We start from the raw sequence: 16,833 nt of genomic DNA, 5'->3' as shown, positions 1-16,833 counted from the left end.
CGCCGCGATTGGCTATTTCATGTTCTTGTCGGCCTCTCCCATCTAAGCGATCATCGCCGGCGCATGCAAGGTTTTCGCTACCCTGATACCGAGAGCGATCAGTGCTGGATCTGCATGTTCATCAGTTCCGGCGACGGCATCATGTTCGCGTTGAGATTGGCCATGATCCACAGCGAGCCGGCGACGACCAGCGCCACGATCAGGACGCCGAAGGCCAGCGCCAGCACGTTGTTGGTATTGTCCGGACCGGTCGTGATGTGCAGGAAGAACACCAGGTGGATGCCCATCTGGGCCACGGCCAGGACGGCGAGGCCGATCGGGATGCCGGGCGCCCAGAGCAGATTGGTGCCGGCGGCCCAGAACGAGGTCGCGGTGAACAGCACCGCGAGTGCGAGGCCGACGAGATAGACGCGCAGGCCCGAGAGCGTTTCCTCGCGCCGGTCGCCTGGCGTCGTGTCGTCGCCGGGCGCGCGATCGTGCCGGTTCGCGTCCATCAGCGGCCTCCCATCAGATAGACGATCGAAAACAGCGCTACCCAGATGATGTCGAGCGCGTGCCAGAACAGACTGAAGCACAGCAGGCGGCGCTGGACCGAGGCCCGGAATCCCTTGGCCCAGACCTGCACCATCATCACCACCAGCCACAAGAGGCCGATCGCGACATGCAGCCCGTGGCAGCCGACCAGGGTGAAGAATGCCGACAGGAAAGCGCTGCGCTGGGGCGTGGCGCCCTCGGCGATCATGTCCGCGAACTCGCGCAGTTCGAGCATCAGGAAGACGGCGCCGAGCCCGAAAGTCACTGCCGCACCGACATAGGTCCAAAGCCGGCTTTCCTCGTTGATCGCGAGCGACATCATTCCGCAGGTAAAGCTCGAGGCGAGCAGGCAGCCGGTCTCGATCGCGACATTGGTATAGTCGAACAGCTGGCGCCCCGTCGGCCCGCCATTCGTCGCCTGGGCGAGCACCGCGTAGGTCGCGAAGATGGCCGAGAACATCACGATGTCGCTGAGCAGGAAGATCCAGAACCCGTAGGCGACGATGATGCGCTTGGGGGCAGGACCATCCTCGCTGGCGCTGCGCGGCACGCCATGGTCGCCGTGCGCGGCCGCGACGGCGCCGCTCATCGGGCGAGCTCCGCACGGTGCGCCCGGTCCATGCGGGCGACCTCGTCGGCCGGGATCTCCATCTCGTCATGGTCGCGCCACGCCAGCACCAGCGTGGTGGCGAAGGCGCCGAACAGGCCCAGCCAGACCATCCACCAGATGTGCCAGATCAGCGCGAAGCCGGTGACGACGGCGAAGAAGGCCGTGATGAATCCGGTCGAGCTGTTGACCGGCATCTCGATCGCCCCGTATTCCAGCGCCTCGGCATGCTCGGTCCGTTCCTCGCGCGCCCGACGCTTCATGTGCCAATAGGCGTCCTCGCCCTCGACCTGCGGCAGCATGGCGAAATTCCACGAGGGCGGCGGCGAGGCGGTCGACCATTCGAGCGTCCGACCGTTCCACGGATCGCCGGTGCGGTCGCGGCTGCCGGCCTGGTCGCGGATCGAGACCACAAGCTGGACGATGGTACACAGGATGCCGCACAGGATGACGAGGGCGCCGCCAGCCGCGACCACCAGGAACGGCTGCCAGCTGGCATCGTCGTAATGCTGCATGCGGCGGGTCATGCCCATCAGGCCCAGCCAGTAGAGCGGCATGAAGGCCAGGTAGAACCCGATGAACCAGCACCAGAAGCTGGCCTTGCCCCAGCCCTCGTGCAGCGTGAAGCCGAAAGCCTTGGGGAACCAGTAGGTATATCCCGCCATGGCGCCGAACAGCACGCCGCCGATGATCACGTTATGGAAATGCGCGATCAGGAACAGGCTGTTGTGCAGCACGAAGTCGGCCGGCGGCACCGCCAGCAGCACGCCGGTCATGCCGCCCAGCACGAAGGTTACCATGAAGCCCAGCGACCAGTAGATCGGCGCGGTGAAGCGCACCCGGCCGCCATACATGGTGAACAGCCAGTTGTAGACCTTCACGCCGGTCGGCACCGCGATGATCATGGTCATCACGCCGAAGAAACCGTTGACGTCGGCGCCGGCGCCCATGGTGAAGAAGTGATGCAACCAGACGACGAAGGAGAGGACGCAGATCGCCATGGTGGCGGCGACCATCGAGCGATAGCCGAACAGCGGCTTGCCCGAGAAGGTCGCGATCACTTCGGAGAACACGCCGAACGCCGGCAGGATCAGGATGTACACTTCCGGATGGCCCCAGGCCCAGATCAGGTTGATGTACATCATGGGGTTGCCGCCCCCGTCGATCGTGAAGAAATGGAAGCCCAGATAGCGGTCGAGCAGCAGCATCGCGAAGGTCGCGGTCAGGATCGGGAAGGCGGCGACGATCAGCAGGTTGGCCGCGAGCGAGGTCCAGCAGAACACCGGCATGCGCATGTAGCTCATGCCCGGCGCCCGCATCTTGAGGATGGTCGTGACCAGGTTGATACCGGACAGCAGGGTGCCGACGCCGGAGATCTGCAGCGACCAGAGGTAATAATCGACGCCGACCCCGGGCGAGAACCTGAGCTCGCTCAGCGGTGGGTAGGCCAACCAGCCGGTGCGCGCGAACTCGCCCACCACCAGCGAGATGTTGGTCAGCAGCACGCCCGATGCCGTCAGCCACAGGCTGACCGAATTCAAGGTCGGGAACGCCACGTCGCGCACGCCCAGCTGCAGCGGCACGGCGAAGTTCATCAGCCCGATCATGAAGGGCATGGCCATGAAGAAGATCATGATCGTGCCGTGGGCCGAGAAGATCTGGTCGTAATGCTCGGGCGGCAGGTAGCCCTGAGCGCCGCCGGCGGCGAGCGCCTGCTGGGAGCGCATCATCAGTGCGTCGGCGAAGCCGCGCAGCAGCATGACCAGCGCCAGCACGCAATACATCACGCCGATACGCTTGTGATCGACCGAGGTCAGCCATTCCCGCCACAGGTAGGGCCAATGGCCCTTCGCGGTCAGCCACAGCAGGATGGCGAGGACCGCCGCGATCATCAGGCCCGACACCGCCATGTCGATCGGCTCGTTGAACGGCAGCGCATCCCAGGTGAGCTTGCCCAGCATCCTATTTCTCCATGTGCATGGCGGCGTGGCTCGCCTGCCCCGGGGCGACGGGCGGTACGTTCGGATGCACGATCGCCTGGAACATGTCCTGGGCGACGCTGCCGTAGGTCGAGACCGGCACTGCCTGGCTGGGCTTGGCCAGTGCGGCGAAGCTCGCGGGATCGAGCGTGGCGCCGGCGCCGCGCGTGGCATTGACCCAGGCGGTGAACTTGTCCGGTGTCATGGCATCGACGTTGAAATGCATGTCGGAGAAGCCGTCGCCGCTGAATTGCGCCGAGAATCCCGGATAGGTCCCGGGCTTGTCCGCCTGAAGCTGCAGATGCGTCGTCATGCCGGCCATGGTGTAGATCTGGCTGCCTAGTTGCGGCACGAAGAAGCTGTTCATGACGCCGTCGGACGACAGTTCGAAACGGATCGGCGTGCCCGCCGGGACGACGAGCCGGTTGACGCTGGCGATGCCCAGGTCGGGATAGATGAACAGCCATTTCCAGTCGAGCGAGACCACCTCGACCTCGACCGGGGTCAAGGTCGTGCTGATGGGCTTGGGCGGGTCGAGGTCGTGCGAGCCGACCCACCCGATGCCGCCCAGCAGCAGCACCGTCATCGCCGGGATGGCCCAGACCACCATCTCGATCCGGCCGGAATATTCCCAGTCGGGCAGGTATTTCGCGCGGGTATTCGCGGCGCGGAACCACCAGGCGACGCCAAGGGTCGCAAGGATGGTCGGAACCACGATCGCCAGCATGATGCCAAGCGAGTTGAACAGGATGGTCTTTTCCGCCGACGCGATCGGCCCCTGCGGATCGAGCACGCCGGAACAACCGCCGAGTGCCGAGGCTACGGCGATCGCGACGACCGTTCCAACGGCGACAGGTCTGGCCATCGGAATCCCCCTGGTAAGAGCCTCTGCGACCTGCGGTCAGGTGCCCCCATGACCGCTCGTCGTTCGACAGCACCGCTGCTGACTAATGGGTGGGCCTGCCGGACGGTTCCGTTCTAGCATGAGCGCGCGGCGAATGACCGGCCGATAGAGCCCGCAGCGGCCTTCGGTCGCTGCTGCGGGAACGGACCCAACGCCACGCCCGGAGCGTTCGGGAGAAGGCGGATGAACGACCTTGCCGCCGATCCCCGTGCTGATCCACAGGAACTCCCTATGCCCCGAAGCGCCCGGCGCCCGACCCCCGCCACGATTGCCGACACCGCCGAGGGCCGCCGGCTGGAGGCGGCCCGGCGCAGCCCCGACTGGCGGCGCTGGGGGCCGTATCTCAGCGAGCGCCAATGGGGCACGGTGCGCGAGGATTACAGCGCCGACGGCGACGCCTGGGCGTACCTGCCCCACGACCACGCGCGCAGCCGCGCCTATCGTTGGGGCGAGGACGGCATCGGCGGCTTCGGCGACGACAAGACGAAGCTGTGCCTGGGCCTGGCGCTGTGGAACGGCCGGGATCCGTTCCTGAAGGAGCGGCTGTTCGGCCTGACCAATCCGCAGGGCAACCACGGCGAGGATGTGAAGGAGCTCTACTATTACCTCGACGGCATCCCGACCCATTCCTACATGCGGATGCTGTATAAATATCCACAGGGCGCCTTTCCTTACGATGACCTCATCGCGGAGAACAAGCGGCGCGGCGTCGGCCAACCGGAATACGAGCTGCTCGACACCGGCCTGTTCGACGAGAACCGGTATTTCGACGTCGAGATCGAATATGCCAAGGCCAACGGCGACGACATCCTGATGCAGGTGACGGTGACCAACCGCGCAGCGGAGGCGGCGGAGTTGCACCTGCTGCCGCAGCTGTGGGCGCGCAACATCTGGTCCTGGCGGCCGGTCAAGCGGCGGCCGCTGTTCACCGAGATCGGCCCGGGTACCGTCCGCGTCACCCACCCCAGCCTGCCGGAGATGCAGCTCGTCGCCGAGGGCGACGGCACGCTGCTGTTCTGCGACAACGACACCAACACCCGCCGCCTGTCCCAGACCGACGCGCTCGGCTATTTCAAGGACGGCATCAACGACTATGTCGTGGGCGGCGACGCGTCGGCGATCAACCCGGCGCGCGAAGGCACCAAGCTCGCGGTCCACCATCGCCTGATGGTCCCGGCCGGCGGCAGCGCGCAGGTCCGGCTGCGCCTGTCGGCCGAAGCACCACAGGGCGATTTCGACACCGTGATGGCCGCCCGCCGGGCCGATGCGGACGAGTTCTACGCGGTCGTCCAGCGCGGCATCGACGATCCGGACGCAAGGCGGGTCCAGCGCCAGGCGCTCGCCGGCCTGCTCTGGTCCAAGCAGTTCTACCAGTTCGACGTTCCGCAATGGCTGGCCGGTGACCCGGACCAGCCGCCGCCGCCAGCCAGCCGGCTCAACGGCCGCGATGCCCGCTGGGTGCATCTCAACAACGCCGACGTCATCCTGATGCCCGACACGTGGGAATATCCCTGGTACGCCTCCTGGGACCTGGCCTTCCACTGCGTGACCATGGCGCTGATCGATCCGGAGTTCGCCAAGGACCAGCTGATCCTGCTGACGCGGGAATGGTACATGCACCCGAACGGCCAGCTGCCGGCCTACGAATGGGCGTTCGGCGACGTGAACCCGCCGGTCCATGCCTGGGCGGCCTGGCGGGTCTATCGCATGGATCGCGAGCGCAACGGCGGCGTGGGCGACCGGCCGTTCCTGGAGCGGGTCTTCCACAAGCTGATGGTCAATTTCACCTGGTGGGTGAACCGCAAGGATTCCGAAGGCCGCAACATCTTCGAGGGCGGCTTCCTGGGCCTCGACAACATCGGCATCTTCGATCGCAGCAAGCCGCTGCCGACCGGCGGCGAGATCCGCCAGTCCGACGGCACCGCCTGGATGGCGATGTACACGCTGAACCTGATGCGCATCGCGCTGGAACTGGCCGAGGAAAACCCGGTCTACCAGGATATCGCCACCAAATTCTTCGAACATTTCCTCTATATCGCCGACGCGATGACCCGGATCGGCGGCGAAGACCTGGGCCTGTGGGACGAGGCGGACCAGTTCTTCTACGACGTGCTGAACCTGCCGGGCGGCCAGCGCGTGCCGCTGCGGGTCCGCTCGATGGTCGGGCTGATCCCGCTGTTCGCGGTCGAGGTGATCGACGGCGAGATGCTCGACCGGCTGCCGGATTTCGCCGCCCGACTCGACTGGTTCCTGAAGCATCGCCCGGAACTGGCCGAACTGGTCTCGCGCTGGACCGACAAGGGGCGCGGCGAGCGGCAGCTGCTGTCGCTGCTGCGCGGCCATCGCCTGAAGCAGTTGCTGCGGCGCATGCTGGACGAGACCGAGTTCCTGTCGGACCACGGCATCCGCTCGCTGTCCAAAATCCACGAGCAGCATCCCTATGTCTTCGAGCATGCCGGCCAGGAATTCAGCGTCGGCTATCAGCCCGGCGTATCCGCGTCCTACCTGTTCGGCGGCAATTCGAATTGGCGCGGGCCGGTCTGGATGCCGGTGAATTTCCTGATCATCGAGGCGCTGCTCGAGCATCACGAATATTATGGCGATGATTTCAAGGTCGAATGCCCGGTCGGATCCGAAACCTATCTCAGCCTGAAAGAGGTCGCGGGTGAGCTGTCCTGCCGCCTGGCACGCCTGTTCCTGCGCGACGATCGGGGCCGCAGGGCGCTCCATGGCGACAGCGAGCGCCAGCAGAGCGATCCCGCTTTCCGCGACCATGTGCTGTTCCACGAATATTTCCATGGTGACACCGGCCTGGGCCTGGGTGCATCCCATCAGACCGGCTGGACCGCACTGATCGCGCTGCTGTTGCAGCCGCGGTCGGAAAACAATTGCCCCTTCGTCGTCGAGGCCCCCTCCGCGGTCGGGGAAACCAAGGCGGAATGATGACGATGCCGCTGCGGGACCCCGGCGCGCGAGTGACGGCCTGGAGATGAAGGACGAGCAGATGACGGAAATCGGCAGACGGGACATGTTGATGGGTGCGGGACTGGCGCTGGCCGCCGCCGCGGCAGCCACCGGAGCGGCCCGGGCGGCCGAGCCGCCCTATCGGACCGCGACCTACACGACGCCGCGCGGCGACGCGGTGCTGACGATCTATCGCAAGACCCCCGAAGGCGCCGGCCGCACGCCGGCGCTGCTGCTGGCCCATGGCTCCTCGGTCTCCGCCTTGCCGACCTTCGACCTCACCGTGCCGGGCGCCGGCGAATATTCGATGATGAACGTCTTCGCCCATTGGGGCTACGACGTCTGGGCCCTGGATTTTTCCGGCTATGGGAAATCGACCATGCCGACCGGCAATTCCGACATCGCCATGGGATCTGAGGACCTGCTGGCCACGGTCGACCTGATCAAGGCACAGACCGGCCAATCCAAGGTTCATCTGATGGGCGAGTCCGGCGGCGCGCTCAAATGCGGGCGCTTTGCCATGGACCATCCGGACCGGGTCAATCGCCTGGTGCTGGAAGCGATGACCTGGACGGGCGCCGGATCGCCGACCCTCGCCAAGCGGGCGGAACAGGCGGAATATTACAAGACCCACACCACGCGTCCGCGCGACGAGGCGGCGATCCTCAGCATCTTCACCCGCGACCGGCCCGGCACGGCCGATCCGCGCGTCGGCCCGGCCATGGCCGCCGCGGAGCTGCCCCACGGCACGTCGATCCCGGCCGGCACCTACCTGGACATGACGGTCAACCTGCCAATCATCGACCCCGCCAGGATCACGGTGCCGACCCTGGTCGCCCGCGGCGAATACGACGGCATCGCAACCGAACAGGACCTGTTGGCCTTCATGGCCAAGCTGGCGACACCGGATCGGCAATACAGCGTGATCCCCGGCGCCGCCCATTCGCTGAGCATGGGCCTGGCCCGCAGGCGCTACTGGCACATCATGCACGGTTTCCTGTCGATGCCGGCCTGACGGTTATCGCCTCAAGGCCTCGCGCAGGGCGGCCAAGCCGCGCTCCATCTCGGGCAGGTCGACCGCGCCATAGCCGAAGATCAGGCCGGCCATGGTCGGCGGCCCGAGGTAGTAGCGGCTGAACGCGTGGATCTTCACGTCGGATTTCAGCAGCGTCTCGGTCACCCGATCGAGGTCCAGGTCCGCGCGCGCCGCCGCGGCGACATGCATGCCGTAGAGCGAGGGGATCGGCTCCAGCCATTCGTCCAGGTGGTCGCGCAGAAAGCCCAGCAGCCGTTCGCGCCGCTGCCGGTAGATCCGGCGCATCTTGCGGACGTGGTGGGCCAGATGGCCCTCGGCGATGAAGCCGGCCACCCCCATCTGCACCGGCGTCGAGCAGTGCCAGTCCAGGCAATTCTTGGCGGCGACCAGGGTGCGCAAGGCCCAGTCCGGCGCGACGACGAAGCCCAGCCGCAAGGCCGGCAGCATGCACTTCGAAAAAGTGCCGACATAGAAGACGACGTCGGCGGCATCAGCGGTCCGGAGCGCCTCGAGCGCCGCGCCGTCGTTACGGAACTCGCCGTCGTAATCGTCCTCGATGATGACGGCGCCGTGGCGCCGCGCGAAGGCGATGAGTGCCTGGCGGCGGCACGGCGACAGGGTCACGCCCAACGGAAATTGATGGGACGGGCACAGGCAGATGATGCCGACGTCGGGCGGCAACCGCTCGACCACCAGACCCTCACCATCGACCTCGACGGGCACGAGTTTGGCGCCTGCCGCAGCGAAGGCCACCCGCATCGGCGGATAGCCAGGATCCTCGACCGCGACGACCGTCTCGTTCGAGGTGACGAGCACGCGGGCCAGCAGATCGAACGCCTGTTGCGCGCCGGAGGTGACGACGATGTCGTCGGCCCGGCAGACGACCGCGCGCGTAAGCGCGATGTGCTTCGTGATCGCATCGCGCAGGCGGTAGTTTCCCTGGTTTCCTTGCGCGCTCTTGTAGCGCGCCGGCTTGTTCTCCAATCCCCGCAACTGTTTGGCGCTGACCTGGCGGAAAGTATCGAACGGGAACAGCCGGGAATCGATCAGCGCCGGCCGGAAATCGACGGGCTGCGGTTGGCGCGGTGACACGGGCGGTTCCGGCCGATCCCGCCAGAATCCCATGGCTGCCGTGACATCGGGACGAAGCCAGAACGCGTTCAGGCGAGGGTCGGGCGCGGCGTCGCCGGCCGGCGAGGATGGCCGCACCGCCGTCGGAACCGTGTCGGCCACGTAGGTGCCGGAGCCGTGGCGGGCGACGACGTAGCCTTCGTAGAGCAGCTGGTCATAAACCTCGAGTGCGGTGTTCCGCGACACGCCGAAGAAGCTCTCGGATTTCCGGGTCGCGGGCAGCTTGGCGCCCGGCCGCAGCCGGCCATCCAGGATGGCCGCCCGCAGTTGATCGCAAAGCGTCCGCGACGCCTCGCGCGAACCCTTGGCGGCCAGGTCGAGCGTGATTTCGAACAGCGGATCCATTGCACCCGGTCGCCATGGTGGAGGAGTGGCCCAGTTCTTTTTCCCCCAAGTGGCCCTTCAGAGAAAGGGGGCTGAACGCGCCAATAGCGTCAAGACCCGACCGGTCGGCACAGCCCCACGGAGACGGCAATGAAGTTCACACGGTTTTTCGGCCTCTGCGCCCTCGCCGGCGCGATCGCGCTCGGCGGAAACGGACCGGCCCGCGCCGCGGGCGAGGCGGCAGCGCCCGCGGCGCGGGATGGCGCGCACGATTTCGATTTCAACATCGGGGTCTGGAAAACCCACATCAAGCGCATCCTGGATCCGCTGTCCGGCGCGACCAAGTCGATGGAGCTCAATGGCACCGTCACCGTCCGCAAGGTCTGGGACGGCCGGGCCCAGCTGGAGGAGATCGAAGCCGACGGCCCCAACGGCCATTGGGAAGGCATGACGCTGTTTCTCTACAATCCCGCAGCGCACCAGTGGAGCCAGAACTTCGTCAGCAGCAAGAGCGGCGTCCTGGTGTCGCCCCTGATCGGCGCCTTCAAGGACGGACGCGGCGAGCTGTTCTCCCAGGATACTTTCAACGACCGGTCCATCCTGGTGCGCGGCGTCTGGTCGGACATCACGCCCGATGCCCATCATTTCGAGGAATCCTATTCGGACGACGGCGGCAAGACCTGGGCACCCGCCTTCATCGCGAACCTGACGCGCCAGCCGTCGTGAGGGGGTGCCGCGTCACGAGGGCGTGCCTCTGCCTGGGAATGCTCGCCCTCGCCTGCATCTCGCCGGCATCGGGCGCAGCGGCCGGTCCGGCGGACGCAAAGCCGGCGAGCGCCGAGCATGACGGGCAGCATGATTTCGATTTCGACTTCGGGACGTGGAAGACCCACTCGTCGCGCCTGATGCATCCGCTGACCGGATCGACGACCTGGGTCGAGATGGAAGGCATCACCAAGGTCGGCAAGATCTGGGGCGGGCGCGCCAATCTGGCGGAATTCGCGGCCGATGGCCCGGCCGGCCACATCGAACTGCTGGGCCTGCGCTGGTACAATCCGACCACCCGCCAATGGAACCTGGACTTCGCCACGCCGAACGTCGGCTCGCTGGGCATCCCGAACGTCGGCGTGTTCAAGAACGGGCGCGGCGACTTCTACGACCAGGAATCGATCGGCGGCAAGGCCATCCTGGTGCGGTTTTCCATCTGGGGCATCACCGCCGACACGGCCCGGTCCGAACAAGCCTTTTCCGATGACGGCGGCAAAACCTGGGAGACCAACTGGATCAACAGATATACCCGGCTGGCTTCCTAAGCCCGACGCCTGGGCGCGGCGAGCGCGGTCGCCACGAACATGCCCAGGTTCCGGTCGTCGAGCGCCGGCGTGACCGGCATGACCGAGGTGCCGAGCCGTGCCAGCAGCGTCGCCAAGGTCGCGTCGACGTCGTCGGTCTCCATCTCGTAGATCGCGAGAAATTTCGAGACCAGGGCGCCTTCGGGCCCTTTCTGGTGGCTGAGACTGAAGCGCTGGGCGGACACGAAGCCGTCGACCGCCAGCACGTCCGCCAGATGTTGATTGTCATACCAGTCGTTGTAGGCCGCATCCTGGCCCTCGACCGGGTCGGTCAGGACCATGAAATATTGCGTGCCCATGCTACACCCCCTGCTTGACGGTCATTTCAGTGTCGATAGATACGCAATGACGTTCTGCCGATCCTTGTCGTCCTTGAGGCCCGGAAAGATCATCTTCGTTCCGGGCACGACGCCGCGCGGGTCGGTCAGATAGGTGTCGAGCTGCGCCGCGTCCCACACCTTGTCGAACGACTTCATCGCGGGTGAGTAGTTGAAGGTCTCGATGCTGGCGGAATGCCGGCCGACGATGCCGTGGAGGCTGGGGCCCACCTTGTTCACGCCGGCGTCCGGCGAATGGCACAGCGCGCATTTCTTGAAGATTTCCTTGCCGGCCGCGGCATCGCCATCGGCCCAGGCGGTACCCATCGTGAAGAGAGCCACCGTCGCGGCTCCGTATCCCATCCAGCGCATCGTCATTCCTCGCGTCGCCTCCACCTGAATTCGGGTCATTGCCCATCGCCGGCCCGGTCGCGCGGCTCGGGCGTCGCCTGGGCAAGCGGCAGCCCCGCCCGGGCCCAACCGTCGCTGCCGTCCGGATACCAATAGACCCGCCGATAGCCATAACGCACCGCGCGCTTCGCCGCGTTCCAGCTCATCCAGCAGCGGCTGAGGCAATAAAACACCAGCGGGCGTTTGCCGTCCCCAGCCGTGGCCTTGGCCAGGGCGTCGCGAAACCAGGCATCGAGCGCTGGGGCCAGCGCGCCCCGGCCCACATCCGGCAACCACAGGCTGTCCGGAATGTCGCGCCGCGGCACCGGCATCCAGGGCTGATCCGGCCGCATGCCGTCCGGCCGCCGCGGCGCCGGCAGCACGTCGATCGCCAGGGCGCCCCCGCGGGCCAGCAGCGTCTGCAGTTCCCTGGTATGGACGACATGGCCGCCCGTCAGCGTTCCCGGAACCGGCGCGCGATACCCGTCGAGGCGATAGCCTTGCGGCTCCGGCACGCCGGCAGGTGCCGGACCGGGCGCTGCCAAGATCGCCGCCGTCATACCGAGCGCCAGGCACCTCATTGTCCCGCCGGCGCCGGGACGGGATGACCCTGCTCGTCGAGTAGCGGGACGCCGTAGGCGGCGAGCAGCTGGGCAACCTCGGGCCGATGCTTTTCCAGGGCGGCGTTGATCCGGCGGCGCCATTCGGGCTCGCCGGCGCGAACGCCCATGGCGATGCGGAAGTCGAGCCGCGTCGAATCCGGCTCGCCGTCGAGGAACGTGGCCTTCAACGGCAAAGTCTCGTGCTTGATGTAGTAGCCGGCGATCGGCCCCCACAGCAGGCCGACGTCGATCTTGCGGTCCAGGATGTCCTGGATCATGGCCCGGGCCGGCGAATCGTAGCGCGTGTCGACAGCGAGCGCGTAGGACGTGACATGGGGCATCAACCCGTGGCGCAGCAGCAGGTCGGTCGGCGGCGTGGCCGCGACGAGGCCGATCCGCTTGTCGGCCAGCGCCGGATCGCCGAGGCCGGTCGCCACGATGCCGTCGTCGGTCCGGGTGACGATCATGTAGCCCGAATGGTAATAGGCGTTGGTGTTGGCCATCAGGGCGTCGCCGTCGACCGTACCCATGACCAGGTCGCATTGGCGGGCCCTGAGCGTGTTCCGTACGAAACCCACGACCTGGGGAAACCAGACGTAGCTGACCGGCAGTTGCAGCTCCTGGCCGATGAGTTCGGCGATCTTGTTCTCGAAGCCTTCCCGCTTGTCGTTGGAGAATGGCAGGTCGCTCGGATCGGCGCAGACCCGCAGTTCGGTGCGCGACACCAGTTCGATCGCGGTCTGGGCCGCAGCGGGGGCGGCGACGCCACTGAGCCCGATCAGGCCGGCGAGCAGCGCCGCCCGGCTAATCATCGCCGGCCCGTTTCGGCCGGCCGCGGCCGAGAACCCCGTCGGAACGCGCCTTCAGGTAGCCGTAGATGTCGTCGAGATAATTCACCACGTCTTCCGCCGTGCCGAACGAGGGCATGACGTTGGAGTTCGAGGTGGTGACGTTCTGGCGGCCATTGATCACGACCTCGGCGAACTGGTCGTGATCGAGGTGCTTCAGGGAATCCGTCAGGTCCGGCGCGTAGGAACTGCCGGCACCGTCGGGGCCGTGGCAGCGCATGCAGGATTCGCCGTAGCGGCGATAGCCGTTGTAGGTCGCCTGGTCGACGTGGCCATTTTCGATCTTGTAGGGCTTCGGTTCGTCTGCGGCGCGCGCTGCCGTCAACAGGACGGCGGAAGGAATGGTGAGGATCAGAAAAGCCATGGCGGCCGACTGCAGACCTTTACCCATTAATCGGACTCCCTTCGCCGGCCCTGGCACCGCAAACGGCATCGTGGGGCAGGCTGCATCGGTTCGGACGTGTGATGAACGAAGGTATGCTGGCGGAAACGGCCGTTCCGATCCCCGTGCTCGGTGCAGGGATGGAACGGCCGCGCCGGTTCGGCTTCGAAGACGTCAGTTCACCGCGAACACGGTCAGGACGCCACCCAGCTGGGTATAGTTCGACAGGCTCTTGTAGGCACCGACGGCGCCCAGGCCGTCGGTATCGTTGGCGAGCCCCGCCGCCATGCCGATACCGGCCCAGCCACCCACACCCGACAGCACGGCGATATATTGCTTGCCCTTGTGGGTATAGGTCGTGACGTTGCCGATGATGCCCGACGGGGTCTTGTAGCGGTACAGCTCCTTGCCGGTCTTGATGTCGACCGCCTTCAGATAGCCCTCGAGCGTGCCGTAGAAGGCGATGTCGCCGGCCGTGGCGAGCGCGCCCGACCAGACCGAGAACGGCTCCTTGTCGGTCCAGACCACTTTGCCCTTGCCGGCGTCGAAGGCGATGAAGTTGCCGAGGTTGGTCTCACCCTTGGGCGGGAACATTGACAGGGTCGCCCCGACGTAGGGCTGGCCGGCGGTATAGGCGACCTTGAACGGCTCGTAATCCATGCAGACATGGTTGGTCGGCACGTAGAACAGGCCGGTCTGCGGCGAGAAGGCCGCCGGTTGCTGGTCCTTCGACCCCAGGGCCGCCGGGCAGATGCCCTTGGTATTGTGATCCTCGCCCTGCGCGTTCGTGCTGTAGGCCTTCACGACCTCGGGCCGGCCGGTCTTCATGTCGACGTGGGTCGCCCAATTGACCGCCGGGTCGTACTTCTCGGCAACCAGCAATTCGCCCGTCTCGCGATCCAACGTATAAGCGAAGCCGTTGCGGTCGAAATGCACGAGCGCCTTGGTCGGCTTTCCCTTCACCGGGATGTCGGCCAGGATCATCTCGTTGACGCCGTCATAGTCCCACTCGTCGTGGGGAGTCATCTGGTAGACCCACTTGGCGACGCCCGTATCCGGATTGCGCGCGAAGATCGTCATCGACCATTTGTTGTCGCCCGGGCGCTGCGACGGGTTCCAGGTGCTGGGATTGCCCGAGCCGTAATAGACCAGGTTCAGCTTCGGATCGTAGGAATACCAGCCCCAGGTGGCGCCTCCGCCAGTCTTCCACTGGTCGCCCTGCCAGGTGCTGATCGAGGAATCCTTGGCGACCGGCTTGCCCATTTCCGTGGTCTTGGCGTCGAACAGGATCTGATCGTCCGGACCGACCGAATAGGCCTTCCAGGCGACCGAGCCGTCCTTGAGATTGAGCGCGGTCAGCCGCCCCTGCACGCCGAATTCGCCGCCGCTGATGCCGACCAGGACCTTGTCCTTCACGATCATCGGCGCCGACGTCATGGTCTCGCCCTTCTTCGCGTCGCCGTTCGCGATCTTCCAGAGTTCCTTGCCGGTCTTGGCGTCGAGCGCCACGACGCTGGCGTCCGCCTGGGCGAGGATGATCTTGCCGTCACCATAGGCGACGCCGCGATTGACCGTGTCGCAGCACATCACCGGAATGACGTTCGGATCCTGCTTCGGCTCGTACTGCCAGATGATCTTGCCGCTGTCGTTGAGGTCGAGCGCGAAGACCTTGTTCGGAAACGGCGTGTGCACATACATCGTGTCGCCGATGATCAGCGGGCCGCCCTCGTGGCCACGCAACACGCCGGTCGAGAAGCTCCAGACCGGATGCAGATCCTTGACGTTCTGGGCGTTGATCTGCTTCAGCGTACTATAGCGATGGTTGCTGTAGTCGCCGGTCGGCATGACCCATTGATTGGCGTCCTGCTGCAGCTTCACCAACTCGTCGTTGGCGAGAGCCGGCCCCGCGAAGACAAGCGCAGAGCAGGCCAACACTGAAAAATCTCTCAGTTTCACGGTTTCCTCCCAATCTTGTCGTCGCCCGGGCAACTCTTCTGAAGAAGCCTCGGAAGCGCACGGCCATTTCTTGCGATGCTGCGCTCGCTAGCCGGATGTGACGATTGCGCGGACGGGTCCGGGGGTCAATGCCGCCACCCCTCTCCGGCGATACGACTTTAGTCCAGTACCCCTTCGGCAGGCGTTCGACGCAGCGCCTCCCGCATCCGGTTACGCCTGGCATTTCCCTTCGGAACCAGATGGTTACCGTGTTGCGGCAGAGTCTTGTGCGTAGCAGCACAAAACGACGGAGGCCGGAGCGCCCTCCCTTGCGCAGCGGCGGCAATCGACGGCCAAATATCCGAACGACAGCAACGGCAAGGATTCCGGACGATGGATGTACGCGCGGCAGTGGCCTTCGAGGCCGGCAAACCTCTCGTGATCGAGACGGTGCAGTTGGAAGGGCCGCGGGCCGGCGAGGTGCTGGTCGAAGTGAAGGCGACCGGTCTCTGCCATACCGACAAGTTCACGCTGTCGGGCGCCGATCCCGAAGGCCTGTTCCCGGCCATCCTGGGCCACGAGGGCGCCGGCATCGTGGTCGACGTCGGACCTGGCGTGACCACGCTGAAAAAGGGCGACCACGTCATCCCGCTCTATACGCCCGAATGCCGCGAATGCGACTATTGCCTCAGCCGCAAGACCAACCTGTGTCAGAAGATCCGCACGACGCAGGGCCGCGGCCTGATGCCCGACGGCACCAGCCGCTTCTCGTTCCAGGGCAAGCCGATCCATCACTACATGGGCTGCTCGACCTTCGCGAACTACACGGTGCTGCCCGAGATCTCGCTGGCCAAGATCCGGCCCGACGCGCCGTTCGACAAGGTCTGCTACATCGGCTGCGGCGTGACCACCGGCATCGGTGCGGTCATCTTCACCGCCAAGGTCGAGGTCGGCGCCAACGTGGTCGTGTTCGGCCTGGGCGGTATCGGGCTCAACGTCATCCAGGGCGCGCGTCTCGCCGGCGCCGACATGATCGTCGGCGTCGACATCAACCCGGCACGCGAGGAACTGGCGCGGAAATTCGGCATGACCCATTTCGTCAATCCGAAGGAAGTCCAGGGCGATCTGGTGGGCCATCTGGTCGAGCTGACCAAGGGCGGTGCCGACTACAGTTTCGAATGCGTCGGCAACACCACCCTGATGCGCCAGGCGTTGGAATGCTGCCACAAGGGCTGGGGCGTCTCGGTCGTGATCGGCGTCGCGGGTGCGGGCCAGGAGATCTCGACCCGGCCATTCCAGCTCGTCACCGGCCGCGTCTGGATGGGCTCGGCGTTCGGCGGGGCGCGCGGCCGCACCGACGTGCCGAAGATCGTCGACTGGTACATGGACCGGAAGATCAACATCGACGACCTGATCACCCACACCATGCCCCTGGACAGGATCAACGAGGGCTTCGATCTGATGGCGCGCGGCGAATCGATCCGATCCGTCGTGCTTTATTGAGCGGCCGGCGGATCATGAGGGCTCG

General features: G+C 65.9%; 16 protein-coding genes. 5 read left to right on the top strand and 11 right to left on the bottom strand.

Annotated features, from left to right (window positions below; translation table 11 throughout):
• Positions 1-98: 98 nt before the first annotated feature.
• From cyoD to cyoA, 4 genes are read right to left on the bottom strand one after another with little or no spacing between them, the layout of a single operon-like run.
• Positions 99-494, bottom strand: coding sequence for a cytochrome o ubiquinol oxidase subunit IV (gene cyoD / locus VGV37_RS23255; protein WP_326882161.1), 396 nt, complete (start codon positions 492-494; stop codon positions 99-101).
• Complete coding sequence (gene cyoC / locus VGV37_RS23250; RefSeq protein WP_326882160.1) at positions 494-1,123, bottom strand: cytochrome o ubiquinol oxidase subunit III; 630 nt, start codon at positions 1,121-1,123, stop codon at positions 494-496. Before cyoC ends, cyoD begins: the two co-directional genes overlap by 1 nt.
• Complete coding sequence (gene cyoB, locus VGV37_RS23245; RefSeq protein ID WP_326882159.1) at positions 1,120-3,102, bottom strand: cytochrome o ubiquinol oxidase subunit I; 1,983 nt, start codon at positions 3,100-3,102, stop codon at positions 1,120-1,122. The genes cyoC and cyoB overlap by 4 nt, the downstream gene beginning before the upstream one ends.
• A 1-nt stretch (position 3,103) precedes the next feature.
• Positions 3,104-3,985, bottom strand: coding sequence for a ubiquinol oxidase subunit II (gene cyoA, locus VGV37_RS23240; protein ID WP_326882158.1), 882 nt, complete (start codon positions 3,983-3,985; stop codon positions 3,104-3,106).
• Between the two features lie 270 nt (positions 3,986-4,255).
• Between cyoA and VGV37_RS23235 the strand changes: the two genes are divergently transcribed.
• Together VGV37_RS23235 and VGV37_RS23230 are read left to right on the top strand one after the other, a co-directional pair.
• Positions 4,256-6,967, top strand: coding sequence for an MGH1-like glycoside hydrolase domain-containing protein (locus tag VGV37_RS23235; RefSeq protein WP_326882157.1), 2,712 nt, complete (start codon positions 4,256-4,258; stop codon positions 6,965-6,967).
• A gap of 61 nt (positions 6,968-7,028) precedes the next feature.
• Positions 7,029-8,003, top strand: coding sequence for an alpha/beta hydrolase (locus tag VGV37_RS23230; RefSeq protein WP_326882156.1), 975 nt, complete (start codon positions 7,029-7,031; stop codon positions 8,001-8,003).
• Between the two features lie 3 nt (positions 8,004-8,006).
• On the opposite strand, the gene VGV37_RS23225 is transcribed toward VGV37_RS23230, so the two are convergent.
• On the bottom strand, positions 8,007-9,500 hold the full coding sequence (locus VGV37_RS23225; protein ID WP_326882155.1) for a PLP-dependent aminotransferase family protein: 1,494 nt from the start codon (positions 9,498-9,500) through the stop codon (positions 8,007-8,009).
• A gap of 129 nt (positions 9,501-9,629) precedes the next feature.
• Here VGV37_RS23225 and VGV37_RS23220 point away from each other — a divergent pair, with 129 nt between their 5' ends.
• A complete protein-coding gene (locus VGV37_RS23220) occupies positions 9,630-10,205 on the top strand; it encodes a hypothetical protein (RefSeq protein ID WP_326882154.1) in 576 nt (191 codons plus the stop codon).
• A gap of 38 nt (positions 10,206-10,243) precedes the next feature.
• Complete coding sequence (locus VGV37_RS23215; protein ID WP_326882153.1) at positions 10,244-10,792, top strand: hypothetical protein; 549 nt, start codon at positions 10,244-10,246, stop codon at positions 10,790-10,792.
• Here VGV37_RS23215 and VGV37_RS23210 read toward each other — a convergent pair.
• From VGV37_RS23210 to VGV37_RS23185, 6 genes are all read right to left on the bottom strand, one after another.
• Complete coding sequence (locus VGV37_RS23210; protein WP_326882152.1) at positions 10,789-11,130, bottom strand: hypothetical protein; 342 nt, start codon at positions 11,128-11,130, stop codon at positions 10,789-10,791. The genes VGV37_RS23215 and VGV37_RS23210 overlap by 4 nt on opposite strands.
• Before the next feature lie 21 nt (positions 11,131-11,151).
• Positions 11,152-11,490, bottom strand: a complete 339-nt coding sequence (locus tag VGV37_RS23205; RefSeq protein ID WP_326882151.1) for a cytochrome c family protein — start codon at positions 11,488-11,490, stop codon at positions 11,152-11,154.
• Positions 11,491-11,555: 65 nt separating this feature from the next.
• Positions 11,556-12,098, bottom strand: a complete 543-nt coding sequence (locus VGV37_RS23200) for a PQQ-dependent catabolism-associated CXXCW motif protein (RefSeq protein WP_326882150.1) — start codon at positions 12,096-12,098, stop codon at positions 11,556-11,558.
• A gap of 17 nt (positions 12,099-12,115) precedes the next feature.
• Complete coding sequence (locus tag VGV37_RS23195) at positions 12,116-12,952, bottom strand: substrate-binding domain-containing protein (protein WP_326882149.1); 837 nt, start codon at positions 12,950-12,952, stop codon at positions 12,116-12,118.
• Complete coding sequence (locus VGV37_RS23190) at positions 12,945-13,379, bottom strand: cytochrome c (protein WP_326882148.1); 435 nt, start codon at positions 13,377-13,379, stop codon at positions 12,945-12,947. Before VGV37_RS23190 ends, VGV37_RS23195 begins: the two co-directional genes overlap by 8 nt.
• Positions 13,380-13,544: 165 nt before the next feature.
• Entirely contained in the window at positions 13,545-15,326 is a 1,782-nt protein-coding gene (locus VGV37_RS23185; protein ID WP_326882147.1) for a methanol/ethanol family PQQ-dependent dehydrogenase, read from the bottom strand.
• Between the two features lie 372 nt (positions 15,327-15,698).
• Between VGV37_RS23185 and VGV37_RS23180 the strand changes: the two genes are divergently transcribed.
• Complete coding sequence (locus VGV37_RS23180; protein ID WP_326882146.1) at positions 15,699-16,808, top strand: S-(hydroxymethyl)glutathione dehydrogenase/class III alcohol dehydrogenase; 1,110 nt, start codon at positions 15,699-15,701, stop codon at positions 16,806-16,808.
• The last annotated feature ends 25 nt before the right edge of the window (positions 16,809-16,833 follow it).

The organism is Aliidongia sp. (assembly GCF_035943795.1).
Classification (GTDB): Bacteria; Pseudomonadota; Alphaproteobacteria; order ATCC43930; family CGMCC-115725; genus Aliidongia.
The sequence above is the reverse complement of the archived record's forward strand: the minus strand, read 5'-3'. Positions and strand labels throughout refer to the sequence as shown.